The 25502-nt window shown below is 50.4% G+C and carries 16 protein-coding genes; 9 read left to right on the top strand and 7 right to left on the bottom strand.

What is annotated here, in order from left to right; translation table 11 throughout:
- Positions 1-23: 23 nt before the first annotated feature.
- From Enr17x_RS21575 to Enr17x_RS21565, 3 genes are all read right to left on the bottom strand, one after another.
- Complete coding sequence (locus Enr17x_RS21575) at positions 24-887, bottom strand: dolichyl-phosphate beta-glucosyltransferase (protein ID WP_232100806.1); 864 nt, start codon at positions 885-887, stop codon at positions 24-26.
- 211 nt (positions 888-1098) lie between these two features.
- Positions 1099-2895, bottom strand: coding sequence for an outer membrane protein assembly factor BamB family protein (locus Enr17x_RS21570; RefSeq protein ID WP_145311767.1), 1797 nt, complete (start codon positions 2893-2895; stop codon positions 1099-1101).
- Positions 2895-5132, bottom strand: a complete 2238-nt coding sequence (locus Enr17x_RS21565; protein WP_232100805.1) for an outer membrane protein assembly factor BamB family protein — start codon at positions 5130-5132, stop codon at positions 2895-2897. The genes Enr17x_RS21570 and Enr17x_RS21565 overlap by 1 nt, the downstream gene beginning before the upstream one ends.
- Before the next feature lie 287 nt (positions 5133-5419).
- On the opposite strand from Enr17x_RS21565, the gene hemB reads away from it, so the two are divergent.
- The 3 genes from hemB (at position 5420) to argF (ending at position 8895) form a co-directional block, all read left to right on the top strand.
- A complete protein-coding gene (hemB, locus tag Enr17x_RS21560) occupies positions 5420-6406 on the top strand; it encodes a porphobilinogen synthase (RefSeq protein ID WP_145311766.1) in 987 nt (328 codons plus the stop codon).
- Positions 6407-6657: 251 nt separating this feature from the next.
- A complete protein-coding gene (locus tag Enr17x_RS21555) occupies positions 6658-7863 on the top strand; it encodes an aspartate aminotransferase family protein (protein WP_145311765.1) in 1206 nt (401 codons plus the stop codon).
- Between the two features lie 114 nt (positions 7864-7977).
- A complete protein-coding gene (gene argF / locus Enr17x_RS21550; protein WP_145311764.1) occupies positions 7978-8895 on the top strand; it encodes an ornithine carbamoyltransferase in 918 nt (305 codons plus the stop codon).
- A gap of 685 nt (positions 8896-9580) precedes the next feature.
- Here argF and Enr17x_RS21545 read toward each other — a convergent pair.
- Both Enr17x_RS21545 and Enr17x_RS21540 read right to left on the bottom strand, forming a co-directional pair.
- Complete coding sequence (locus tag Enr17x_RS21545; RefSeq protein WP_145311763.1) at positions 9581-11050, bottom strand: YeiH family protein; 1470 nt, start codon at positions 11048-11050, stop codon at positions 9581-9583.
- Between the two features lie 252 nt (positions 11051-11302).
- Entirely contained in the window at positions 11303-13654 is a 2352-nt protein-coding gene (locus Enr17x_RS21540) for a cytochrome c biogenesis protein CcdA (protein ID WP_145311762.1), read from the bottom strand.
- Between the two features lie 288 nt (positions 13655-13942).
- Between Enr17x_RS21540 and Enr17x_RS21535 the strand changes: the two genes are divergently transcribed.
- From Enr17x_RS21535 to Enr17x_RS21510, 6 genes are all read left to right on the top strand, one after another.
- Positions 13943-15292 carry a hypothetical protein gene (locus Enr17x_RS21535; protein WP_145311761.1) on the top strand — a complete coding sequence of 450 codons (1350 nt, stop codon included), beginning with the start codon at positions 13943-13945 and terminating at the stop codon, positions 15290-15292.
- A 163-nt stretch (positions 15293-15455) separates the two neighbouring features.
- The gene (locus Enr17x_RS21530; protein WP_145311760.1) at positions 15456-18782 is read left to right on the top strand and encodes a PVC-type heme-binding CxxCH protein; all 3327 of its coding nucleotides are present in this window, start codon (positions 15456-15458) and stop codon (positions 18780-18782) included.
- A 162-nt stretch (positions 18783-18944) separates the two neighbouring features.
- The gene (locus Enr17x_RS21525; protein ID WP_145311759.1) at positions 18945-19817 is read left to right on the top strand and encodes a DNA methyltransferase; all 873 of its coding nucleotides are present in this window, start codon (positions 18945-18947) and stop codon (positions 19815-19817) included.
- 227 nt (positions 19818-20044) lie between these two features.
- Complete coding sequence (locus Enr17x_RS21520; RefSeq protein ID WP_145311758.1) at positions 20045-20995, top strand: universal stress protein; 951 nt, start codon at positions 20045-20047, stop codon at positions 20993-20995.
- Between the two features lie 286 nt (positions 20996-21281).
- Positions 21282-22556 (top strand): molybdopterin-dependent oxidoreductase, encoded by a 1275-nt coding sequence (locus Enr17x_RS21515; RefSeq protein WP_145311757.1) that lies wholly within the window; start codon positions 21282-21284, stop codon positions 22554-22556.
- A 131-nt stretch (positions 22557-22687) separates the two neighbouring features.
- Positions 22688-23848 carry a tetratricopeptide repeat protein gene (locus Enr17x_RS21510; RefSeq protein ID WP_145311756.1) on the top strand — a complete coding sequence of 387 codons (1161 nt, stop codon included), beginning with the start codon at positions 22688-22690 and terminating at the stop codon, positions 23846-23848.
- Between the two features lie 47 nt (positions 23849-23895).
- Here Enr17x_RS21510 and Enr17x_RS21505 read toward each other — a convergent pair whose 3' ends face one another.
- Together Enr17x_RS21505 and Enr17x_RS21500 are read right to left on the bottom strand one after the other, a co-directional pair.
- On the bottom strand, positions 23896-24084 hold the full coding sequence (locus Enr17x_RS21505; protein WP_145311755.1) for a hypothetical protein: 189 nt from the start codon (positions 24082-24084) through the stop codon (positions 23896-23898).
- A gap of 161 nt (positions 24085-24245) precedes the next feature.
- Positions 24246-25232, bottom strand: coding sequence for a DUF1559 domain-containing protein (locus tag Enr17x_RS21500; protein WP_145311754.1), 987 nt, complete (start codon positions 25230-25232; stop codon positions 24246-24248).
- Positions 25233-25502 lie beyond the last annotated feature (270 nt).

The raw sequence follows: 25502 nt of genomic DNA, 5'->3' as shown, positions 1-25502 counted from the left end.
ATTGAGGTGAGAGAAAAGTATTCTTAAGCGGCTTTGCGCGTTTCTTCTCTCACTGGTTGAGCAGCTAAATTAGCAAAAGGAACTTTGATTGATGGCCTGAGATAGTTCCAGTAAATCGAACATAGTTCGAAAAACGCTTTGAGAAAATCATGCGGTTTGACTTTTGAACCAGCGACATCCATCCAACGAGTCAGCGGGAGTTCATAAACCGTTTCTTCCAGAGCCGGGCATTGATAAAATTTTTCCAACTGACGGGCCCGCGCCAGAAGTTCCACATCGAAAATCCAGTTTGTCAGAAACGGAGTCGCAAACAGTGCCTCGCATTCCGGCGTCACGCGGAACAGTTTTGCCCCGCATTGAGAATCATAAATGGGAAGTTTCAAAACGATCGAGGCGGCAGTCGCAAACGTACGGCCCAGATAGTGCCTTAGCTGTTGTCGTTCAATCTGCCTGCCCAGAAGTTTGACTCGCGCTCCGATGACCATTGAGAGCTGGGAAGTCTGATCCAGCTGTGCAGCAAATTCCGGAATCATCTCCAGTGGAGTCGCCAGATCTGCATCCCAGAAACCGGCATAGTCAACACCAGCATGCATTGCCTGCAGCATTCCCTGCCGAACGGCTTCTGCTTTGCCTTGATTTTGGGGCAGGTGTAGCACATCAAATGCATCAGGCACCGCTGTTTTCAGGTCGTCCAGAATCAATGCGGTCCGGTCGCTGCTGCCATCATTCACGAATAAAAACTGATGGTTCGGGTGTCTGATCGCATACTTGCGAAACTGCAGAACCTCTAATCGTTTTTCTTCATTGTAACAGGGGATGACAATTATCGCGGCTGACATATATTGGCTGATATCCGATTTCACTTCAATCGCAGACGAAATACGCATTGATTGAGTTGGTAAGACTGGTTGGCCATTTACACCAAAACGCGTCTAAAGTACAAAGACGCATTTAAGTGAAGGGGTGAGATCGGGGTGTATCAAAAAAGTGAATTTATGTCAAAACTGATCTGCTGAATCAGGTCTCAGTGGCGCGTAAAAAAACAGAAGTCCGATTGACTCAGACTTCCGTTTTTTAGATTATGAGATCTGTAACTCTTTACTCTTCAGTAACTTGGATCGAGTAGAGCTGGGATCGGTCAGACACGAACATCTTGCCGTTGGCGAAGGTAGGTGTGCTGTAAATCGAAGAATTGAATGTCTTCTCGTCCAGCAGTTTCTTTTCCTTGCCGGCTTTGAGAATAATCAACATTCCATCTTCGTTTCCGATAAAGACCTTTCCGTCGACAACCATGGGAGAACCCCAGCAGGCTGCGAACATGTCATATTCCCAATAACGCTTCCCGGTCTCGAAATCGAGACAGTGCACGAATCCACTGAGGTCAGGAGCATAAACCAGTCCGTCGTCAATCGCGACGGTAGACATCGTTCGACGGAATAACAGCTCACCTTTTTTGCCGGTCAGCTTGCCGTCAACGTCTTCACCGCCGTAGTGCCAGATCTGGCCTGAGTTCGGGTTGTCTTTCCAGCCATCTTTGCCATCGGAAATCTGAGGGCTGATATCACCGGTTTTCGTAGCGTCAATGCGGTAGATATGACCGACGCCTTCGCCATGCTCAGGGTCCTGGCCAACACCCAGTACAACGCTGTTGTCTTTAAAGACAGGCGTACTGATGATCGCATTACGGGTGCCACGTCCCCCCAGTTCCCATTTTGAGTCTTTGGGGTTCAGGTCGAACTTCCAGATTAGCTTGGCATTCCCATCGCCGTCCCCTTCAGGAGAGAAGGCATACAACCAGCCGTCTCCACCGGGGAAGTAGATTTGCGTCTTTCCATTGACTTCACCAATCGCAGGTGAAGACCATTGACCGTGCAGAATCTGATCAAAGGGAGTATTGTCTTCCCAGAGCAGTTCTCCGGTTTTTTTGTTGACCGCCAGGAAGCAGGGAGCACGAGGTGCCGGGACTTCCAGGTGTGCTTCATCAACTCCGTTCGAGGTGAGCAGGTAAACGTAGTCGCCGTGAACTACGGGAGAACTGGTTGCGAGGTTGTGAGGGAAGACACCCAGGTCTTCAATCATATCCAGCGACCAGATGATATCTGCATCTTGTTTGTCGGTGTCTTTTTCATCTTTATAGGGGCCGTCGTTTTCGTTGTCATAAAACCCGTCTGCATCCAGACACATCAATTCACAACGATTTGTGACAACCCATACACGATCTCCTTCGATACAGGGAGCAGCACAGATGCCCTGTTCCGGCCAGTCATTGACACGACCCTGGGGAAGTTTTTCACGTGACAACTGCCATTTGAAATCACCTGTCTTTTCATCAAAGCAGAGTACAACGCCCAGGTCATCTTCGTACTGCGGACGGTACTTTCCACCATTATTGGTTCCTACGTAAACCTGGCCATTTGCGACAACCGGGTTTCCGTAAGTTTGTGAGCCCAGTTTGGAGACCCAGTTGATGTTCTCTCCTTTTTCATCCCCTTCGCCGGGTTTGAAATTGAGAGAAACACCGGTCGTTTTATTGACCATGTTCCGAGAAGGGGAACCGCCCCACATCGCCCAGTCACCTGTGATGGTCCCTTTTTTAGCAGCAGCTAAAACTGCTGCTGCTTTTGCAGGAGCCGGCTTGGTTTCAACCGGATTTCCGTCAGGGTCTAAAGCCGGGCCTGGTTTCATTTCAGGTTCCGCGTCGGGAACATCCACTCCTGCTTCTGCTGTGGTAGAGCCTGCTTCTGGCTCACCCAAAGGAGCGGAGCCACCTAACTCGGTTTCCGTTCCAGGAGCAGGTTTCGTCGCCGAGTCTTTGGACTCGCAACCTGTTGTCAGCATGACTGCACAACATGCAATTGAGTTGAGCAGAGCAAATCGTATGAGTAACTTTTTCATTATTTATCCTCAGAGACAATGATGTTATCGACGTAAGCATCGGCAAGACGGTAAAGATAAAGTCCGGGACTTCCCTTCAGGTTAGCGTGGGGATCTGTAGCTTCAATAGTCCATTCTTTTGGCTCAGGCTTTTCGCGAGGCCATACTTTACCTTTCACTGTTGCGACACCATCCTTGATATCGACTTTGAGCTTCATGGTATACCAGACGTCCGGATCAGCACGGAACCGAACTTCCTTAGCCATTCTCTTATGTGGTGCCCAACTTTGAATCGCCAGCTTGCTGGAGTTCCCTTTCAGGATCAGGTCGTAACGATTCACGGTCACACCCATACTGGCCAGTTTCCGTTTTTGTTCTTTCAGAAAGACATCAGCCTGAACGGTATAACCGTTAGGGGCCAATTGACTCATATCAGATGGACCAAGCCAGATATTGGCACTCGGTCGGCCTTTACCGGGGCTGGCTTTGAGGGCCGTTGTTCCATCCACTTTGTTAGGCTGCAATTTCAAGAAGGCATTGATCCACGCCGGTGGAACCGCCTTACCTTTCAGTTCTTCTAAATCAAACTTCCAAGGCAGGGGAGGGAAGACTCGGATACGAGATTCCGCTGAAGCATCGCCGACCTTCACTGAAATCGTTCCCGCTGTCGGGACTTTCAAATCAGTAGGCGTCGTTACGCTCATGCCGTCTACTTTCGCAGCTTCGAGCCCTTTTCCAAGAGTAATCTTGGCATCAACCTTTTTGATAAACTGGCCGTTTGCATCATAAGCCAGAATCTCATAATCGACTTTTTCTCCTTGACCGACAGCCACTTCATAGGGGACCAGTTGAATCGAAGCGATTTGATCCTGCTTTGGTTTTTCTTTTCCCAGTGGCGGAACAGGATCGCTGCTCGGCTTCAGGGTTTCATTACCAATGCAAATGGTTCTATCGCGAGTGACAAAATAAATGCGGCCATCAGCAATCGCGGGTGACGCGTAAATTTCGTCCATGCCTTTGTCAACACGGGCCAGCAGTTGGACGTGAGAAAGTTCTTCACATTTTTCGCGGCTCGGTTTGAGAATGTGAATGTTACCATTCACTTCCATCACATAGAGTTTGCCATCGGCCCAGACAGGAGAACCTTTTCCGACGGTTCCCAAGTTGTATGTCCAGAGTTCTTTACCGTTTTTGCTGTCATAAGCATACATCCGACCGGTGTCAGCAACGGCGTACAGAATTCCGTCTTTGACAAGCAGGCTGGCATAGCCGGCTTTGATCCCATCGACACGCCAGACGCTGCCGGTTTTGGTGATATCACCACGGAGCGAACCATCGATGCATTGAATTCGACCGAAGTCAACGGTGTCGATATTATCTTCACCGTGTGAAATGTAAACGTATTTCCCATCGGCAACGGGGGAGCAGTTCAGGCCGCGCTTGGACATCGCGAAGCCCCATAGTTTTTCCCCAGTGCGGGCATTCATCGCGTAGCATCCGCCGTCTGCGTTTCCGGCGATCAGCATCCGTGTCCCATCAATCACGGTCACAATGGGAACGGAATAGTTAGTGTCAAAAGGAGCACCGCCGGGCGCTGCCGTCCAGAGCAGTTTTCCGGTCTTCTTATCGAATGCATAGTAAGTCTGTTTTGGAGGAGGGACAGCTGTCTTGCCCCAGTTCAGTTGCAGGAAGCTGACTATCACCCGATTTTCATCAACGATCGGTGTTTGTGTTCGCCCACCATAACCGGAGATCTTTCCATAGTCTTCTGCCAGTGAGGTTTCCCAGAGGACTTTTCCTTCAGGAGAGTAGCATCGGAACAGACCGCTGACGGAATGCACAAACACATTCCCGGTTTCCGTATCACCGGCCATGCTGGCCCAACCAACACGAGGTGAGGGGATATCGGTCTGGAAAACGTTGAAGACATCTTTCCAGAGAACGTCCCCTGTTTTCGCATCCCAGCAGACAACCTGTTCCTGGGCATTAATTTTATCTTTGGGGTCTGTCACATCATGGTGTGTGCGACAATTCAGATAGACTCGACCGTCTAACACTATCGGAGCCGAACGTCCGCCGATGTCTGACGTCCAAAGTACGTTTTTGCCGTCAAGCGACCAGACATCAACCAGATTGGTTTCACGGGAAATACCATTATGCTCGGGGCCACGCCAATGAGCCCAGTCGCCTGCATTTGCAAGAGAGGCGGTGAAAAACAGCATAACGGAGCCGACAAGCACCATGTTCATTCTTCGCATCGAAGATCCTCACTGTTCATTTATAGAATGTGGTAGCACTGATGAAGGAGTACAAACCCCCTTGGGGCCTGTTATCTCAGCTCTTTTAAGGTGGGAGGGTTCATCCCCTACATATAATACAGTATTGAAGTTGTCGCGCTATTGCAATGGTCTAATCTGAACTCTCAACCAGATTTAATAAGAGCATATTCCTTTATAATTAGGACAGTTTCGGCCATAATCAAGGTTTTGACGCTAATATTTTCACGCATTCTGATCCTTTTTGATTAACAAGGGTTTAATATATTATGTTTCCTCAAATACGAATGAGGCGAAATCGCCGAACCGATTGGTCTCGACGGCTGGTTTCCGAAAATCAACTCTCTGTGAACGATTTAATCTGGCCTCTATTTATACAGGATGGCGCGAATCAGAAAACAGAGATTCCCTCTATGCCAGGAGTTCAGCGTCTCACCATTGAACACCTGATCGAAGAGGCCCGGTCTGCTGCAGAACTAAAAATTCCCGTCATTGCTCTATTTCCAGCGACCGATCCCGCCAAGAAAACCGAAGGAGGCGAAGAATCGTTCAACCCGGACAATTTAGTCTGTCGTGCCGTCCGTGCATTGAAGGCCGAGAATCTGAACCTGGGAATTCTGTGTGACGTCGCCCTCGACCCTTATACCAGTCACGGGCAGGATGGTCTGGTAAAAGACGGATACGTCGTCAACGATGAAACGATAGAGGTCCTCTGTCGCCAGGCAGTCGTTCAAGCAGAAGCCGGCTGTGATATTATCGCCCCTTCTGACATGATGGATGGACGCATCGGTGAGATACGGGAAGCCTTGGATGAAGCCGGATTTCAGCATGTTCAGATCATGGCGTACGCTGCCAAATACGCGTCTGCGTTTTATGGTCCGTTCCGCGATGCCGTGGGATCAGGGACAAATCTGGGGACCGGCGATAAACGGACCTACCAGATGGATCCTGCCAACAGCGATGAAGCAATGCGAGAAGTGGGCCTGGATATCAACGAAGGGGCCGACATGGTGATGGTCAAACCCGGGATGCCTTACCTGGATATTGTCCGTCGCGTCAAAGCCGAATTTGAGATTCCCACGTATGCCTATCAGGTAAGTGGCGAATATGCCATGATTTCGGCTGCCGCCCAGAATGGCTGGCTGGATCGCCAGCGCTGTATCCTGGAAAGCCTGCTTTGCTTCAAAAGAGCCGGCGCAGATGGGATATTAACCTATTTTGCAAAGGAAGTTGCGGAAATACTGCAGGCAGGATAGATGAAAATTTAGTGAGGAATCGGATTCTTTCCCTGAGTTTGATGCCCCAAAGCAAGATTTTTGCTATAATCTCCGGCTTCTTTTTGGAGAGATGTCATTCCTCTCGCTATGCCTGAACGAGTGTGGTCTTCACGAGTTTGGAAAAGTTTGCTGTTTTTTCGAACTTCAGTTTGAGAAATAGTGTCACAATTCTTTTCCGAGAGTCCGATAATCTATATTTACGGAATTTTTAAACTAAACGAGGTGCATCAGTGCAACTAACGGGACACGCCAGCAGTCAGGAAACGATTGCCTTATTCGACAAATACGTCATTCCCAATTACGGTCGCTATCCGATCAGTCTGGTGCGCGGCGAAGGCAGTTATGTCTGGGATGCTGAAGGCAAACGCTACCTCGATCTGTTTCCCGGGTGGGGCTGTAATATCCTCGGCTATAGTCCTGAGCCGGTTGTTGCCGCCATTCAGGATCAGGTTTCCCGATTGATTCACGTTCCCAACACCTGGTACACCGAAGCCCAGGGGCGGTTTGCGGAATTCCTGTGTACCCGAAGTTTTGGCAAAGCCTTCTTCTGTAACAGTGGAGCGGAAGCAAACGAAGGTGCGCTGAAGCTGGCACGTCTGCATTTTGATGGAAAACGTCCGAAAATTATTACCTGCGAAAACGGGTTTCACGGCCGAACATTCGCCGCCGTCACTGCCACCGCGCAACCCAAATACCATGAAGGACTCGGTCCGTTGGTTGCCGGGTTTCGGTATGCTCCTTTTAACGATTTGGAAGCTATCGCCAGCCTGGTCAACGATGAAACCTGTGCGATTATGGTCGAGCCGGTTCAGGGAGAAGGCGGCGTGAATATTCCCGATGAAGGATACCTCGCCGGCTTGCGAAAGATCGCCGATGAAGCCAACTGTCTGCTGATTTTTGATGAAGTGCAAACCAGCATGGGACGAACCGGCACCTGGTTTGGTTATCAGCAGTGGGGCGTGCAGCCCGATATCATGACGATGGCCAAAGGCATCGCAGGCGGAGTCGCCGCGGGAGCGATCATTGCCACCGATGAAGTTTCACCCAGCTTAAGACCGGGCATGCATGCCAGCACCTTTGGCGGAAATCCGCTGGCGATGGCAGCCGGACTGGCTACCGGACAGATGATCGAAGAACAAAACCTGCTGGAAAACTGCCAGACGATGTCCGATCAGTTTAAACAGTTTTTTGAACAGCTCCAGAATGAGTTACCCATCATTCGAGAAGTGCGTGTGCGTGGAATGATGGTCGGCGTCGATTTGAACATTCCCGCAGGCCCAGCCGTCGGAAAATGTATGGACCGCGGGCTGCTGATCAATGCCACGCATGATACGGTGGTTCGTCTGCTCCCACCATTGAATGTCACGGCCGAACAAGTCGAAGAAGGCTGCGATTTAATCGCAACTGTGCTGCGGGAAATGGCCGAAGAAGCATAACAAAAAAGTCATTTCAGAAAACAATTTGATCCATTCACACATTCCTGTTCGAATCTTAATTTAAGAAGCGAACAGGAATTCCTGTTTTTAACAAGTCGTTGATTGAGATATCCAATGAGACATTTAGTCACGTTACACGATTTGGAATCGTCAGAGATCCTTGAAATTTTTGCCCTCGTCCAGGAACTGAAAGACAAGCGAAATGCGGGCGAACGCCCCCAGCTGCTTCAGGGACGAACAATGACACAGGTGTTTGAAAAACCATCCCTCCGCACGCGGCTCAGTTTTGAATCCGCCATGTGGGAGCTGGGAGGCGGCGCCAGTTTCTTTACCTGTAAAGAAGCAGGCCTGGATGGTCGCGAATCCATTGAAGATGTCGCCCGCGTCATCGGTCGATTCTCTGATGTCGTCACGATGCGAACCTTCTCACATGAGTTGATTGAAACGTTCTCGCAAAATTCCCAGGCGAGTGTCATCAATGCCCTCTCCGATTTAAGCCATCCCTGCCAGGCGCTCACCGACCTGTATACGATGCTGGAAATCGCCGGCGATCTATCACAGCAGAAGCTGGCGTATGTCGGGGACGGCAATAACGTCGCGTATTCCCTGGCAAACTGTTGTGCCAAATTAGGTGTCCCCTTTGTGGTCTCCTCGCCGGAAGGCTTCGAATTACCAGATGAGTTTGTGAACGATCTCAAACAGAAAATTCCCGCTGCTCAAATCGAGCTGGTATCCGATCCTCAAAAAGCGGTCGCCGGTGCTACCGTCCTTTATACCGACGTCTGGGCCAGCATGGGGCAGGAAGCAGAAACCGAAAAACGCAAGAAGATCTTTGCCGCTTATCAGATCAATTCCAGTCTGATGGCCGCCGCTGGAAAAAATTGTCGTTTGATGCACTGTCTCCCCGCCAAACGCGGTCTCGAAATCACTGATGATGTTCTCGACAGCAAACAAAGTATCGTTTTTGAACAGGCGGAAAATCGAAAACATCTGGCGAAAGGCTTGCTGGTCTGGTTGATGCAGCAGGCGTAACGCTCCTGAGATCATCTTCAGTATTAAGCCCTGGCGGATTTCGTCGGGGTTCTTTTTTTACTGCTCCTTTCTGAATTCGCTCTGATCGTTCAGTTGAACGAACTGGCCTTGACGGGCACACGCCAGCAGCGAAACTCCGTTTCTGCGTCGCGCGCGAGAAAACACTTTTTTCAGTACTTCGAAATGCTTCTCTCTGTCGAAATCAGCACTATAAAACCCGCTGGTTTGACGCGTTTTTTGAGAAAACTCGTTCGTGACAGGTGCTGTTTGAGCACATGTTTTTTGCGACAAACTGCGACAAAGTCTACACAATTTTGCCCAATTCTGATCAAGGTTCAAGCCATTTATAGTTTTCAAATGACGCTCATTTGACTTGACGAGGTGACGCCGATCGCGAAGATCTTTCTCAGTCGCAAGCAAGTCGGAAACGGCCAACAGACAGCGATTAAGAGTCTCAGTAATGAGTGAGAAACAAATCCAACAGTGGTAACGAAAGAGGTTCTGCAGCATGCTTGTTCTGCCTGAAAAGGGAAAATGAACGCCAGCCCACGGTTGGCTGGCCTGTACCGGTTGACTGCCTGATAGAGACAGGCAACCGGTCGTGTGTGCATTTTACCCGAAATGACTCAGGCCATGTGACATGAAAATTCCACAGTCATCATCGCATGTGTACCGGCAGCGTTAACTACTTGTTAAAGACTTCGTTGACGACATCTTTATAGAACACAGAGAACATCAACCAGGCCATCAGCAGCGTCAGTAGCAGGTTTAGAGATTGACCGCAGACATACAGAATCAGCGGCTTGCCTCCTTTTAGGAATTTCGCCAACTCGCGGAAGTTGGTTTCCAGGCCAATGCTGATAAAGGCCAGGCAGAAGAACCAGCCTCGAAAGACCTTGGACGATTCCTTCACCATTGCCGGAACAACAACATCTCCTCCCTGCAGGTAAACATACAGCAGCGAGAAAATCGCAGACGCGGTGATAAAACCCAACACGAATTTGGGAAACCGATACCAGATTTCCCAGGCGTCCGGCTTGATGTTGGATTCTTTGGTCTCGATAAAACTTACCCAGAACACGGCGACGCCGAACGCCGTCACGCCGATGAGAATGTTTTGAATCATCTTGATTGTGATGGCGACCTGTTCCGCTTCCGGGCCCAGTATGGCGCCCGAGGCAGCGACAGCTCCCGTCGAGTCAATTGTGCCGCCCATCCAGGCTCCCCCCAGAATCGGGCCGATGCCCAGGGCTTTGATCACAGCCGGCAAGACAATCATCATGATCACGGTAAAGCTGAGTGAGAGACCAATGGCAAACGACAGCTCCTCCTTTTTTGCTTTACAGGAAGCGGCCGTCGCGATTGCTGCGGAAACACCACACACTGACATATCGGCCGAGATGACCATGTTCAGCGAACGTGATTCCATTTTCAGGATTTTCTGACCGAAGGCATACGTACTGATTAACACAATCGGCGTCACCACCCACGCGACATAGATGCCCGGCAGTCCCAGGATTAACAGACGACTGAAGAGCACACTCGCGCCCATGACAACCAGCCCTGTTTTGATATAAAGTTCCGTCTTCAAAGCGGGCTTCATCCAGTTCGGAGTACCAATGGTATTACTGATCACCAGCCCAATCATCAACGCCCACAGCGCATACTCCAGGTTATATCGTTTGACAACCACCTGCCCGGTCAGAATATACGCCAGCGCCGCCAGCAGAAATACGCCGAGAAAACCGACCGCGAATTTCGCCACGGATTGCTGCATCGCTTTGACGCCAATCGAGAAAGCGCACAGGCTGATCAGAAAGACCACGCCTAACGGAATCAGCAGATTATTCTTCTCCGGCGGAAAAATGGAATCCAGCGGATTATCAGACCAGGAGCCCGGCTTTGCCAACCAGGCTTTGAGCGGGCTGTGCACGCTGACTTTTTCGCCGGCTGCTTTTGCCGTCGTGACCTGATCTGAGAAATCAGCGGGCAAAGAGAAATACATGGCCAGGAAACAGATCAGCAACAGACCTCCGCCAATCCAGACCGCCCACCAGTCTTCAGCCGTCTTCATCTCGGCCCACGTCGAACGACGGAGGGCTGCTTTAACAATATCACTTTCTTCAGGTTCAGGAGTCGGCGCGGTATCTGGCATAGATTGCAATACTTTCTGGTCGCAACACATTCTGAGCGGAACGGCGCTAGCCGCCGGTATTCCCAATGTTTTTACCGGTGGCTAGCGCCATGCCGCTCAACAAATCGAATTTAGAGACAACAAACTTCGAATGCATACCATACAAAAAAAATAAGGAATCGAAAAGCGTTGATGCGTTTGTTGTTTGCAGAATCAGTGCATCATTGATGCCGCGTGACAATGGCTACTATTCTCTTGTTGCGGTCAGCAGGCTTAGTTTGAAGCAGGCGCGAGGGTTGATGCCATTTCCTTCTTACTGGTTTTAGCCGGTTTTGGCGGTTCTTCGACCGCCTGTTTGAGTGCTTCCAGCAGTGTGTCCTGGGTATAGAGGTCGCGGATGATAATCGGCTTCTTTGGGTTGTTCGCCGGGAAAATGACAGTCAGCGGAATACTCACACTCTTAAATGTCTCCAGCCACTCTTTGATTTCGGGCGAGTAGTCCGTGTAGTCAGCATACATGGGAACCACATTGTGTTTCTTGATCATCTCCAGCGTTTCAGGTGTGTTGAGTGCGAACTTTTCATTTGTTTTACAGGTCAGACACCACTCGGCAGAAAAATCGATCAACACGGTCCGGTGATCAGCACGCAACTGATTCAATTCCTGCGTACTGAACGGGACCCAGGGGAGATCGTTGGTCGACTTCTGGCTCATGTTATAGCCGAAGAAACAGATACCGGCCGTCAATGCGAGTGCAGACACACGGACAATCGTTTTCTGCCGGAACGGAGAATTATGTGAATACAGACTGCCGATCATCCAGAGTCCCGTGGTAATCCCCAGCAGCATGATCAGCACGGGAATCGTCAGCGATTCATCCAGGAAGGAAATGATAAAGATCACCGCCCCCATCAGCACGATGCCGGAGAATTCTTTGAACCGCACCATCCACATCCCCGGTTTGGGAAGCCATGCAATCGCTTTGGGAAAGACACTGAAGACCAGATAAGGCGACGCCATCCCCAGTCCCATCACCAGCCAGACCAGGTAAGTAATATTCGGCGTCTGTTGAACCGACCAGGCCAGTACCGGCCCCAGAAACGGGCCGCTGCAGGGCGTTGCCAGCAGTGTTGCCAGGATGCCTGTCAGAAACGCGCCGGTTAAGCCCTCTTTCTGTTGACCCCCGGCTGCCGAACCGACCATGCCCGGCACTGGAATTTCAAATACGCCCAACATGCTCAAGCCCATCGCATACACGATACAGGCCATCACGATGTTGAATTTCGTACTTTGAAACAATCCGCCCCAGCCCAGTCCCGCGAAGACCGCCAGAGAAGCCAGGCTCAGAAAAACCGTCAAGACCCCCAGGGAATAGAAGATATTCAACAGGAAGATTCGCATCCGGCTTTCGCCAGCCTGCTGCACAAAGCTCATCACTTTGATCGCCACGACCGGCAGCACGCACGGCATCACGTTTAGAATCAATCCACCCAAAAATGCGAAAAACAGATAGGAAGAGAGCGTCTGGTTTTTGTCATCGGAGACAATGATAATTGCATCGTCGTCCGTATCGTCCGTGGCTTTGAGCTCGGCAATCGATGACAGCGCCACCGGAGTCGCGTTGGTCAGATTACCCAGTTTGAATTCGACGGGCCAGGGGCGGCGACAACTTCCCTTATTACAAATCTGATACGTCAGTTTGCCTTCCACGCCGATTTCGCTGGCACCGGGAATTCGCTCAAATTCACGTGACCAGACCACTTTGTCATAATGTGTGCGTTGTGTGTATTCGTCATGTGTTTCGACTTTGGGAGTCGGATTGGATGAAAAACGTTTGGAAACTGGCTTTAATCCCTCCAGCTTGAAGATTTCAATGTGCGTCGGTAGTCCCGCATTTTTCTTGTCCTGATCCAGCGCGAACGTATGAAATTCTTTATCCAGTGTCATGGTGATGGTCAGGGTGACCATTTTTTCCGGATCTGTTTTTGCCGGTGCCAGGTCAAACGTCAGTTCGACCGGATCAGGAACCGAACGGCGTTCGGGAGTTGTCTTGAACGAGAGCGGCGCGCTGACCTGTTTTCCCGATAACGTCGCCGTAAACGCATACTGTGAAGGCACACAGTTTTTAGCATCGCAAACCTGATACAGCATTTGTCCTTTGATCAGCACATCGGCTGGGTTTTTCACGTCCGCCTTCACTTTGAAACGGCGGCTCCAGATCACATGCTTCGTATACTTATCGATCTCTTTTCCGAACAGTGGTTCAAAAACGGTTTTCGGCGGATGATCGGCGTTGAAATGCTGATCAACGGGAGTTAAACCTTTCGATTCCTCAATGACAAATTTCGTTGCGCCACCGAAAGTCGGATTGGTGGAATATGTATAAGATCCTTCCGGAATGATCATCGTCAGCGAAAGCGTCACGGTATCGCCGGCTTTGGCATCCTGAGGCAGCAGGCTGACACTGATCTCCGCTTTCTTGGTGGGCTTTGTTACCGCAGCTTCTTTCTGGCCGAACAGATCCGGCAGGGAATTTTTTTGCGCAGCTAAATCCAACGCTGAGCAGGCGAGAGCAGCGAAGATGATCAGGCTGGAAACAATGGTGGTAAGGCGGGGAGTTTTCAAAATGAAACCCTTCCAGAAAACTCGGAAATCAGAAGAACCGGCCCGTGAGCCAACTTATTCAATTATATCGGTATCAGGACTGTTTTCTTCTGTGAAGTAAGTCACAAATCCTGACTGATACATACGGATTTTAGTTTTTGGAGTCAACATTGACAACAATTTACGAACCTTATGCAATATTACTATCTTTTAGTCCGAAATTGCTTTGTAATACAGGGTAAGGGGAGTTGGCACCATTCGCGCTCCCAGTTTATTTGACGGAACTCGTTGGCACGCGGAGTTTTAACAATGGTAACCCATCAAAGAAATTTGATCAATTGTAGATATGGATCAAAGTCAAAACGGCTGTTTTTTATCACACTCCTTACGCTCAACATCTCCGTCGCTGCTTTCGCGGATGAACCCCTGATTGCCCCTAAACCAGCAGAATCCCGCCAGGAAATTGACTTCAAGGACTCGATTCCGTTCGGCTTAAAGCCCGTGGAATATGGAACAGGAACTCTGTCTGACCCTGTTTCGGTCATGAATCAGCGGCTCAAAACGAAAACACAGAAACTGGCCTATGATTCCGAATGGGGGTATTTGCGCAATGTCTTGAAGTCGCTCAACATTCCCGAATCGTCACAGTTGATGGTCTTTTCCAAAACCGCCCTCAACCCCCGTTTAATTAAACCGACCAATCCGCGGGTCGTCTACTTTAATGATGATGTGTACGTCGGTTGGGTGCCGGGAGCGCGGGCGATGGAACTTGCGTCCGTTGATCCGCTGCGCGGCTCGATCTTTTATGAACTGGAGGCCAAAGCCGCAAGACAGCCGCTGTTTGTGCGCTCAGAACAGTGTCTCTCCTGTCATGGGGGAAGTTCCAGCCTGCGGATTCCCGGCTTATTGATCCGTTCATTCCTGACTGATCTCCACGGTCGACCGATCTCGGGCTATTCGCAAATCTCTCATGACAAGCCATTGGCAAAACGCTGGGGTGGCTGGTACGTCACCGGAACTCATGGCGAAATGGTGCATCTCGGAAATTTGTTTGGTAAAGATGTCATTGAGGAATCAAAAGAAAATCCCGCGTTTCGCGCGAATCTGGAATTCGTTGATGTGTTTGTGGATACTTCAAAATACTTGAATCCGCATTCCGATCTCGTGGCGCACCTCGTCTTAGATCATCAGGTGCACGGACACAATTTAATCACCCGTGTCAGCATGGAGCAGCAGTTAGGTTTACAATCCGATGTGGAAGATCGGCTATTGCGATACCTGTTGTTTCTGGATGAAGCAGAGCTGACAGGTCTTCTGAAAGGAACCACCGATTATCAGACATGGTTTGAAAAGCAGGGCAAACGTGATGCGCAGGGGCGTTCGTTAAAAGACTTCGATTTGAAAACGAGACTGTTTCGCCATCGTTTGAGCTACCTGATTTATACAGACAGCTTCAACAAAATGCCGGCTGCCGCCCGGCTGCGGATTCTGCGAGAGATCTATGCCTTTCTCAATGCTACCGACACGGAACTGGAACAGGCCTGGGACGTTGAACCTGTGAATTTTCCTCTCTCGGAACGGCGGGCGATTCAACAAATCGTCGCGGAAACACTGCCTGACCTGCCGGAATTCTGGAAACAGCCTGAAAAACAGCAATAAAACGCCCTTCTGACCGCCGCCGACAATCTTTTCAGGCCCGAGGAGCGGGCATTGCCTTAAACCCTCGTCAGCCACTATGATAGAAATGCGGGCTGCGCCGACAGTTACCCTTACAGGTACGGTGATCGGGTCTTTCATCAGAGTTTAACCAGCTTGAGGTACAATGCTTCGTTTCAATCATCAATCCCTTGGGAATCGTCTTTGCTGGACATTGTTTTGTATTTTTTGCTTCGCCGGCTTCGTTATTTCTCCCGTATCAGCGGCTGAAAAATTTGACGGCCTTAAGGTTCCCGAGGGTTTTCGCGCAACCCTGTATGCCGATGATGATCTGGCACACGACATCTATTCCATGACCATCGATTCTCAGGGGCGGGTTGTGCTGTCCGGCCCCGGTTATGTGCGCATCCTGATCGATGCTGATGGGGACGGCGTCGCGGAATCCTTCAAGCAATACGCCGATGGTCCTGCCACCGGTGCACAAGGTATGTACTTTCTCGGTCGCGATTTGCTCTGCACCGGAGATGCCGGCCTGATTCGTTACCGCGATCAAAACGCCGACGATCGTGCCGACGGAAAACCGGATATCTTTTTACGTACCAGAACGGGGGGCGAGCACAATACGCACTCCATTCAACGTGGCCCCGATGGCTGGTGGTATCTGCTGCTGGGAAACACCGCCGGCATTAATGAAAAATATATCACCCGCAAAACCTCGCCCGTCAAAAAACCGTACGCGGGCACGCTGATGCGGCTCAGTCCCGATCTGACGGAAGGTGAAGTCATCGCCGACGGATTTCGAAACGCTTACGATTTTTCTTTTTCGCCCAATGGAGATGTCTTCACCTACGACAGTGACGGCGAACGCGATATTTCACTTCCCTGGTATCGACCGACGCGCGTGTTTCATGTGTTGCCCGGTTCGAATGCCGGCTGGCGGAGTCGCAGCTGGAAACGCCCCGATACGTTTTTTGATATGCCGCCCGCGGTCGCCGCCTTTCATCGTGGCTCTCCTACCGGGGTGACCGCTTATCAGCATCACAGGTTCCCGGCTCCTTATCAGGGCGCCCTGTTCGTCGCCGACTGGACCTTCGGCCGAGTGCATGCGATTCCGCTCGAAAATTTTGAAGGCACTTATGCCAGTGAACCGATTGACTTCATTACCGGAGTCGGGCAGTTCGGCTTTGCCCCCACCGATCTTGAAGTCGGCCCCGATGGTTGTCTGTATGTCAGTGTCGGTGGTCGGGGCACACGCGGCAGTGTATTTCGTATCGAGTACACGGGACCGGTGGAAGCACAAAAACCGGAATTGAATTCTGACGAATCGACTTCGATCGAAGTGACACAAACGCTCGACTCCTGTCTTTCCGCACCACAGCCGCTCAGCAGCTGGTCTCGCGAAACATGGCTGCCTTTAGTGAAAGCCGTACCCGTCGAAGCCTTTTACCGGGCTGCCCTCGATAAGAGCCGTCCTGATGCACAGCGCATTCGGGCCATCGAAATCATCACCGAGTTGCTGGGAGGCTTTCCCGATCGCATCGTTGAACAACTGTTACTCGATCCATCAGAGGCTGTCCGCGCTCGGCTGGCGTGGTCGTTGGGCTATCAGGATCAACCCGAGCAGAAAGCAGAGTGGCTGAATGCCCTGCTCAAAGATCAATCGCCGCTGGTAGCCCGATTTGCTTTGCAGACATTACTCCAGTTGGGAGATCAGATTGATCAAAGCCAATGTCTGTCCGGCCTGCAGCAAACATTGGGCGCGCAAGAGCGTTATGTCAGACAGTCCGCGGCCCGTGTCGCCGCGCGATTGAGCGAAGACTATTTCAAGGCCCTTTCTGAACAGGTCACCAGTTCCGAAGGCGCTGCCCTGATGACACTCGCCTATGCCAGCATCCTCAAGCAGGGGGGCGTGGTGCCTCTTGCGGTGCGAACAGGTATCACCGTGTTTGAAGGCGACTATCAAACCGACCTGCGTCTGGATGCACTCCGCCTGATTCAGTTAGGGCTTGGCGATTTGGGGCCACCAACCAAAATGGCGGCCGTCTTCGATGGCTATGCGAACGGCGTTGATCTGTCCGAACACGAACGCCACCTCGATCCGATTCGCATTCGTCTGATGGAAGCCTTCCCCAGCAGTCATGAAGTTCTCGATTACGAACTGGCCCGCGTATTGTCCATGCTTGCCCCCTATAATCCCAAACTGCTTGATCAGATTCTGAGCCGAATTACCGAAGATTCCGATCCGGTAACCGACATTCATTATTTGATTGTTGCCGCCCGCATTCCCAGTGATCGTAGCCGGGCGCAGTCGAAGAAAATTGCCAACGCGCTGGTACAGATTGATGAAAAATTACTCCGCCTGAAGTTGCCCCAGGATACGAACTGGGATGACCGGTTTAAGGAACTGTATGCCCAACTTGTCAAAATCGACGCCGACCTGCCTCGGCAGATTGTCGAACAGCCGGGCTTCGGTCTGCCGGGACATGTGTTGTTCCTCAGTCAGTTACCCCCACAGTTTCTGGGAACTGCCATCAAAGCCTTTGACAAAAAAATCAAAGCCGATCCGAACTTTCTCTGGAACAGCGATGTGGTTTTCGTTTTCGGCGAATCAAAGGACCCCGCGCATCGCGAGATGATTCGTGACCTCTATGAAGATTATGCCCTCCAGGCCGCCGTGCTGGCTGTCCTGGCAGCGTCTCCTGAAGAACAGGATCGGGATAAGTTCATTGCGGGTTTGGAATCGTCGCAAATTGAAGTTCTCGAATCGTGTGTCTCAGCACTGGAAAAACTGGCGCCCGCCACGAAGCCTGAAGAAACAGTCCGTCTGTTTGCGGCGTTACGACGTCTGGGCAGTGATAAACGAGAGCAGAAACTTCAGGCCCGCATTGTCACCCTGTTACAGAAGTGGACGGGACAACAACTGGGGCTGACAGCAGACGTGAACGATTCTCAAAAGCGACGAGCCTTGATTCAGACCTGGGAAGACTGGATTGCGAAACAGTATCCCGAAGTGTATACGGCACTCTTAAAGCAGAGTGGACCGGAGACCGAGAAATTCTTCGCGCTGCTGGAAACCGTGAACTGGGACGAAGGCGACAGCGAACGGGGAGAAGCGTTATTCCGGAAACGGGCCTGTGTGCAATGTCATGGCAATCGCAGTGCCTTAGGTCCTGCTTTAGCCGGGGCTGCCAAGCGTTTTTCCCGCAAGGATCTGTTTACCGCGATCGTCGCGCCCAACCGTGATGTTTCGCCCCGCTATCAGACGACCGTTGTGGGAACCGTGGACGGCAAAGTTTATACGGGCCTCGTTGTCTACCGTTCGGTGGATGGCCTGACGCTACGCAATTCTAACAATCAGACAACACGCATCGAAGCGGAAGAAATCGATTTCGAAAACAAAAAGAGCACCTCATTGATGCCCCAGGGACTGCTCAAAGATCTCACCCCAGAGGATCTGGCTGATTTATACGCTTATTTGCAAGGTCTCAAGTGAATCTGCGCGATAAGAGTAAAAAAAGGTATCAAAAGTTAAATTCTTAAGTAGAATAGTCACTCTGAAGTGGAGCAGGATGGTTTCCGCTTTAGAACGCAGTTGAATCGAGAACTCATTTCAAGAGAGCATATCTCAGTTTTCCAGCAGGAGGCTTTCAGACGCGTGTCGACTTCTGAAGAATCACCGGCGAAGAAAAAACGAACGCGAAAAATGCCCGAGCCCTACAATGCGCTCGATGGCAAACGCTGGATTCAGAATTCGATCAGTGTCTGGAGCGATCTTCGCAAGTCGACCGAAGAGGTCCGGCTCAAGCACCCGGCCATCTTTCCTGAAATGCTCGTGGAACGTTTGATTGAAACCTTTCTGCCGCTCAAGGGAGAGACGATTCTCGATCCCTTTGCCGGTTCCGGCAGTACGATTGTGACTGCGGAAAAAATGGGGAAGACCGGTATCGGCATGGAACTCTCGGAAGAATACGCGGCGCTGGCCCGTCAGAGAATTCTAGACGTTGCCAGCCAACAGTCAGAACAGGCAGCATCTGACTCGGATCAGGCCGAAATCAAATCGCGGGTGATGCATGGTTCGGCAATGAGCCTCTCGGAGCATGTCGCTCCGGGCAGCATTGATTTGTGTATTACTTCGCCCCCTTACTGGAACGTGCTGAATCAGCGCCGTTCGGCCGACCATAAAGCAGTTCGCCATTACGGAAATCATGAACAGGATCTCGGCGTAGTCGAAGACTATGAAGAGTTTTTGACCGAGCTGACACAGGTCTTTCAGCAGGTTCTGGAAGCACTGCGTCCGGGGGGGTACTGCTGTGTAATCGTCATGGATTTACGAAAGAAAAGCCAATTTTTCCCTTTTCACAGCGATTTAGCCGCCCGGCTCCAGCAGATAGGCTATATTTATGATGATTTGATTATCTGGAACCGTCAGTCCGAATATAACAATCTGAGGCCCCTCGGGTTTCCTTCTGTTTTTCGGGTCAATAAGGTTCACGAATTTATTCTGTTGATGCAAAAGCCAAAACAGTAAATGGCAATTCAACATTGAGAGTCGGTATAACCCGTTTTTCCATTCCGAATTCGATTAAAGCGACTCCCATTTATTCAGAGTGTCATTCATGATAGTATACTCGATCCAAATTGCTCTAAAGACGCGATATAAACTCTGGATAGAGTCTAGGAACAGACTCTTACATTTGTCATAATAGAAGATTGAAGCCTGAATCTTGCTGAAATCAATTAGAAGAGAGTAAACCCATGCAAAGCCTCGACTCCATTTTAGTTGGCGTAGATTTGACCCACGCAGACCGACTGGTTGCCGCCGATTTGAACGAACAGACGAAGGAAGCGGTCGAACGTGCGATCTGGCTGGCCGGCTTGTTCAATGCCAAACTGGAATTTATCGCTGCCATTGATCTCTCGGCGCACACCAAACACTTGCTGGAAGAAGATCGGTTACATCTGACAAATAATGTGGAAGACGAAGCGCATAAAGTGATGAGCAGTCTGATCCAACAGGCAAAAGACCACGGCGTCGAAAGTACGTCGAAGGTAGCGATCGGTTCACCGTGGCGCGAAATTGTTCTCGAAGTCATCAATAATAAACACGATATGGTGCTGGTGGGAACGCGTCCGCATGGCTTTACCGGTCGTTTATTCGGCGGCACCGTGATGAACCTGTTCCGTCAATGTCCGTGCCCCGTCTTTGCTGTCAAGAAAGACGAAGAGCCGGACGTTCCGGAAATTGTCGTCGCCAGCGATATGAGCGAAGTCAGCAGCGATATTCTGCATTTTATCGTCTCAGCGGCTCAAGTTGCTGACATGAAAATTCATCTGGTACATGCTATCGATACACAGCTCGATCAGCGACTCAAAGGCCTGGGAGTCGGGGAAGAGACGCTCAAAAAATGTGCCGAGGATATCATGGAAGAGGTCAAAAACGAACTCAACGAACAACTGGCACAGACCGACTACCGCACGCTTTCCTACGGCGTGCAGGTGCATGTGCTGGAAGGTTCTCCCGACGTGGCAATTCCCGCATTCATCGAAGAACACAGCATCAACCTGCTGGCGATGGGCACACTGGCCCGTTCCGGCATCAGCGGCTTCTTCATCGGCAATACTGCCGAACGCATGCTCGAAAAAGTCAAATGCTCCGTATTGACTTTCAAACCGTCTGATTTTGTTTCACCTGTAGAGCCTGAGTAATTTTCAGGATCGAATACAATTTTAAAAAGCGCCTCGTTGATAACAGTCAGCGAGGCGTTTTTTTTGTTGTAACTCATTTTGGAAGTGTCCGTCGGCATTTTGAACTCTGAGCGAATGACCGATTTACAATTGAAGACGTTTTTTTCATTTCTAGTGGGGGGAAATGCGGGCATTCTGCTGATTCAACTTTCGATTTATTACAAACTCGTTGACGGAATGCTTCAATGGGCACCAAAATAGATCGAATTGAAAGATTTCTGTCACCGTTTTATAAAAAGGTGCAAGCATGTCTGGCTCATTGGAAGCATTCCTTGCAGAACATTCGCGGTTATCGCGACGGTACTTTTTAAAATATGGCGCAGCAGGAGCGGCTGCCTGTACCGCCATCAATCAACTACAGGCAGAGGTTCAGGATCGAGACCCCGCATTACAACAGGCGATTGACCGACTCGAAACCAACCTCACCATTCCGAAATCATTTCGAGATGTCTCGCGGGGAAATCCCAAGCCGCATACTTTGAGTGAAGAGAAACGAAAACAGGTCGGTTTGACGCGCGAGACCTGGTCTCTCGAAGTGATTAGCGATCCGGAAAACAAAGCCCGACTGGGAAATCCCCTCACAAAAGAGAATGGAAACGCACTTGATTTTGAAGCGTTACTCAAACTGGGAGAAAAACACGCGGTCCGGTTTTCCAAAGTGATGACCTGTCTGAATATCAGAAACCCGCTGGGTACCGGGATCTGGGAAGGGGTTCCCTTACGTGAAATTCTCTGGCTGACGAAACCGCGCGATAACATCCGCCGCGTGTTTTTTAACGGGTATCATAACGACGATCCCAAACAAATCTTCAAGAGTTCGCTGCCCATTGATCGTGTGCTGGAAGATCCCCCGGGATTACCACCTGTGATTCTGTGCTACAAATTGAATGGTCAGTGGCTGAGCCCGGAACGCGGTGCGCCCGTGCGGATGGTGGTTCCCGAATCATACGGATTCAAAAATGTGAAATGGCTGACTCACGTTTATTTTTCCAATTTGTTTCACGCCAACGATACCTACGCCAACGGGAATAATGACATCGACAGCACACTGAAAACGTTCGCGTCGACGCTCTCCTGTCCCAAACAGGTCAAACCGCTTCAGCCGATTCCGATTACCGGCTATGCCCAATCGGGCACTGCAGGATTGGCGAAAGTTCAGGTCTGGATTCAAAAGAATGGCGAGAGTTTACCCGGCGATGACAAATACTTCACCTCAGCACCCTGGATCGATGCGGAAATCCTGTCTGCACCGGCTTCCGATCGATGGGGCGGTGATCTACCCGATCACAAAATTCCGCCCGAAACCATCGGCTTCGACAACAAAACAAGAAAACCCATCGCATGGCCGATGCCATTGATGAAAGCACACTGGGCGATTCTGATGCCCGGCTTACCTGCAGGGAAATATACGCTCCGCTGTCGGACGATCGACGCCAACGGCAAAGCCCAACCCATGCCGCGCCCTTTTAGAAAATCGGGACACGTTGCCATTGAAAAAAAGGATTTGTTGGTGACCGCTTAACCTGTTCTTCATCGAGAAAAATTCTGCAAACGATCACTATAAATTGTGATGAATATCGTTCACTCAGAAAATCATTCAGGTTAGACTTGATCGTTTTATGATGGGCGCAGGTGCTCAGGCGTTGCTTGTTCATGTCAATCATTCTCGCATCGTATTATTTCGGAGTGAATCGCATGCCTGTTTTTCTAATCACAGCAACCGATGAAAATGATAAACGCGAAACACACCGCGTCGAAGCGGAAAATTCGCAAGATGCCTATCACGACCTGGAATCGCGTGGGTTTTCTGAGATCGTCCTGCACACCGACGATGCTGCCGCGGCGACTTCGAGTCTGTTCCCTAATCGTGCGGAAATAGAAGAGCTTGTTTCCGCTGCCGACATGGTTAAGTTTCAGAGTCTCAGCAATTTTCAGTTGTTTTTATTATCAGTGGGAAAAGGATTATGGAGTATCCGCTTACCGTTAGTGATTCTGGGAGTGGTGTTGCTTTATCGCTGGAAGTTTTCAATCAGGTTGATGATCATTGATTATGGATTTCTGTTTTTGTTATTCGTTCCGATTCTCATTTCGTTCTGGTCGGTCTATTTTTCAACCGGACAAAAATATAATAAGTTGATGCAGTCATTCGCCTGGGCGCGCTGGCAAGAAGTGCTTAAACGAGTGCCCGCGCTACGCGGGCATGTTCCCGAATTCGAATTGGAAGCGCGTCGCGCAGTTGCCTTAACGGCTTTAGGCGATTTTGATCAGGGGCTGGCTGTAATCAAGCCGTTTGAAGCAGATCCAGAAATACCCCGCTGGATGTATCTCGAACGCCTGTCAGAACTATATGAAGTAGTGAATGATCAGGATCAGGTGATTGAATGTATGCGACTGGCTTGGGAAGAGGCGCCGGGAAATCCGACCGTGCAGATGGATTATGCGTATGCACTGTTGAAGTATCAGCAGAATCTTCCATTGGCACAGCAGTTACTGACCGAAGCAGAGCAGCAACATCTGGATGAATTACTGAAAATGATTCTGTACTATTTCAAAGGACTTCTGGAACTCAATCTGGGGCACTGTCACGTCGCGAAAGAGCAGTTTCTCTCCTCTTTATCTCAACTCTTGCCAATTGCAGCCAGTCAACCATTACTGCAACTCTTTGTAGATCTCAATCGTGCCTACCTCGCGATCGCCCACGCCGAATTGGGAGAAAGAGAGCAGGCACAAAAACTCTACAAACGGGTTGAGCCCCGCTTGAAAGCACTCGGCAGTACATCGATCATGGATCGTTATGCAGCAGCGATTGCCTAATGTCAATTTTGGAGAAGACGAGGGGCATTTCGCCTTCCTTCAAAAGCTCATTTCTTCCCCTTAACCTGCTGTTCGCGATTGGCGGATTCGGCTGCGAAGACTTCTTCTTTTTCCTTTTCCATTTCGCTTTTGACATCGGATGTGATTTCTCCGGAAGTTAATGATTCCTCGCTGGAACCACAGCCGGGAAGCAGACACAGAGCGAGAAGTAGTAGATAATATGACAACAGTTTCATGGGATTTCCTCTTGATGAGATCTGAGTAATTTCAGGTGAATGAAAATAATGGGGGGAGCGGCTCCGTTAACTGCAGGGCCACCTTCGATTCCGGGGGAAAACGTCAGAAGCCCTGCGAGTTCACGATCAAAATTACGAAGCCTGTTCGAAGTTAATGGTGTTTAATATTCACCAACAGACTCACGGTCATTCGTCAGGCTGATTCGACGCATGATTTCGCCGTCGATGTTGTAACTGATGAGTCGCACCGAACCATCGGCCAGGCAGGCGTTCATGCCGCCCTGGTGGGCTGAACCAAAGAAGGGATGCCAGTTCGTCCAGCTGACGCCCCCTTTGTCAACCACGGCGACAGTGTTCGTCGGAGCGTCCGTGTCGTACAGCGGAGTCAAGCCGTACTCGTCGCCAGCACTATTCTTACCGGCTCCATGGCGGATCACACATTCATCCCAGCCGGCATTGACCCAGGGCTCATTGTCGCCGCCATCTTGTCCATGTCGATCTGGGTGCAATGCTTTTTCCGCCACCATAATGGTGTTGGAAGCGCCGTCTTTAATGTCGTTGATACGAATTTCACGTGAATCAGTTCGCACGACGACCCCTCGCTGACCAAGACTGAGAGTCGAGGTAATTCCGCCTTCACGCTGCCCACCATTTCCAGCATAATCGCTACGATAATACCCACTACCATATGAAGTCGGCTTGCGACGGGAAGGGCAGTAATAGGCTTTGATTCCTGTTCGGCCAACAAGCGGATAGGTTCCCACAGGATCGGCATCCGTTCCCAGATCGTACACGTTTGCCCGATCCATGTAAGGCAGAATGTGGTAAAGCCAGCTCCAGCCGGCACGTTCCTGGGCATTACAGCAGGCATAAGATGCGCCGGCGCCATCGCGGGCACCCGTAGGCAGCCGATCAAAGACATCGTGGAAGTTGTGAAATGCCAGGCCAATTTGTTTCAGATTGTTTCTGCACTGTGTTCGGCGGGCGGCTTCGCGTGCCTGTTGAACGGCCGGCAGCAAAAGGGCAATCAGAATCGCGATAATTGCAATCACGACCAGTAATTCAATCAGCGTAAATCCGCGGCGATTGGGGGAAGAATGTTTGAGCGCACCGGTGGCCGGGGAAGAAAATGGACGTAACGTCATCATTTTCCGATCTCCTTAATGTGAAAAAGAAAAAGAATGTAAAACTGTTTTTCAACTTTTCAAGGCGGGTGATGCCGGTGGTGGGTCTTGACTGACCTTATTAAGGAACAGGGAGCAATGCCCTTTCCTGCTGCTGCGAGTATCCTATCTTCGAATTGTTAATAAATTGTGAGCGATCAATGAATAGTGGGACTGTTAACAATGGTCGAGGTGGAACTTGCCTTAAAAACAGCACTGGGCAAAACGCTGAACGGACAATCAGAATCGGTGAAG

Origin of the sequence: Gimesia fumaroli, assembly GCF_007754425.1 — a bacterium.
GTDB lineage: Bacteria > Planctomycetota > Planctomycetia > Planctomycetales > Planctomycetaceae > Gimesia > Gimesia fumaroli.
Note: the sequence above shows the minus strand (reverse complement) of the source record. Positions and strands in the feature narration are given on the sequence as shown.

What these genes read in the sequence shown, in the direction of transcription:
- Enr17x_RS21575 (WP_232100806.1), bottom strand. Translation starts at nt 887, where the DNA reads ATGCGTATTTCGTCTGCGATTGAAGTGAAATCGGATATCAGCCAATAT.
- Enr17x_RS21570 (WP_145311767.1), bottom strand. Translation starts at nt 2,895, where the DNA reads ATGAAAAAGTTACTCATACGATTTGCTCTGCTCAACTCAATTGCATGT.
- Enr17x_RS21565 (WP_232100805.1), bottom strand. Translation starts at nt 5,132, where the DNA reads ATGCGAAGAATGAACATGGTGCTTGTCGGCTCCGTTATGCTGTTTTTC.
- hemB (WP_145311766.1), top strand. Translation starts at nt 5,420, where the DNA reads ATGTTTCCTCAAATACGAATGAGGCGAAATCGCCGAACCGATTGGTCT.
- argF (WP_145311764.1), top strand. Translation starts at nt 7,978, where the DNA reads ATGAGACATTTAGTCACGTTACACGATTTGGAATCGTCAGAGATCCTT.
- Enr17x_RS21545 (WP_145311763.1), bottom strand. Translation starts at nt 11,050, where the DNA reads ATGCCAGATACCGCGCCGACTCCTGAACCTGAAGAAAGTGATATTGTT.
- Enr17x_RS21535 (WP_145311761.1), top strand. Translation starts at nt 13,943, where the DNA reads ATGGTAACCCATCAAAGAAATTTGATCAATTGTAGATATGGATCAAAG.
- Enr17x_RS21530 (WP_145311760.1), top strand. Translation starts at nt 15,456, where the DNA reads ATGCTTCGTTTCAATCATCAATCCCTTGGGAATCGTCTTTGCTGGACA.
- Enr17x_RS21520 (WP_145311758.1), top strand. Translation starts at nt 20,045, where the DNA reads ATGCAAAGCCTCGACTCCATTTTAGTTGGCGTAGATTTGACCCACGCA.
- Enr17x_RS21515 (WP_145311757.1), top strand. Translation starts at nt 21,282, where the DNA reads ATGTCTGGCTCATTGGAAGCATTCCTTGCAGAACATTCGCGGTTATCG.
- Enr17x_RS21510 (WP_145311756.1), top strand. Translation starts at nt 22,688, where the DNA reads ATGTCAATCATTCTCGCATCGTATTATTTCGGAGTGAATCGCATGCCT.
- Enr17x_RS21505 (WP_145311755.1), bottom strand. Translation starts at nt 24,084, where the DNA reads ATGAAACTGTTGTCATATTATCTACTACTTCTCGCTCTGTGTCTGCTT.
- Enr17x_RS21500 (WP_145311754.1), bottom strand. Translation starts at nt 25,232, where the DNA reads ATGATGACGTTACGTCCATTTTCTTCCCCGGCCACCGGTGCGCTCAAA.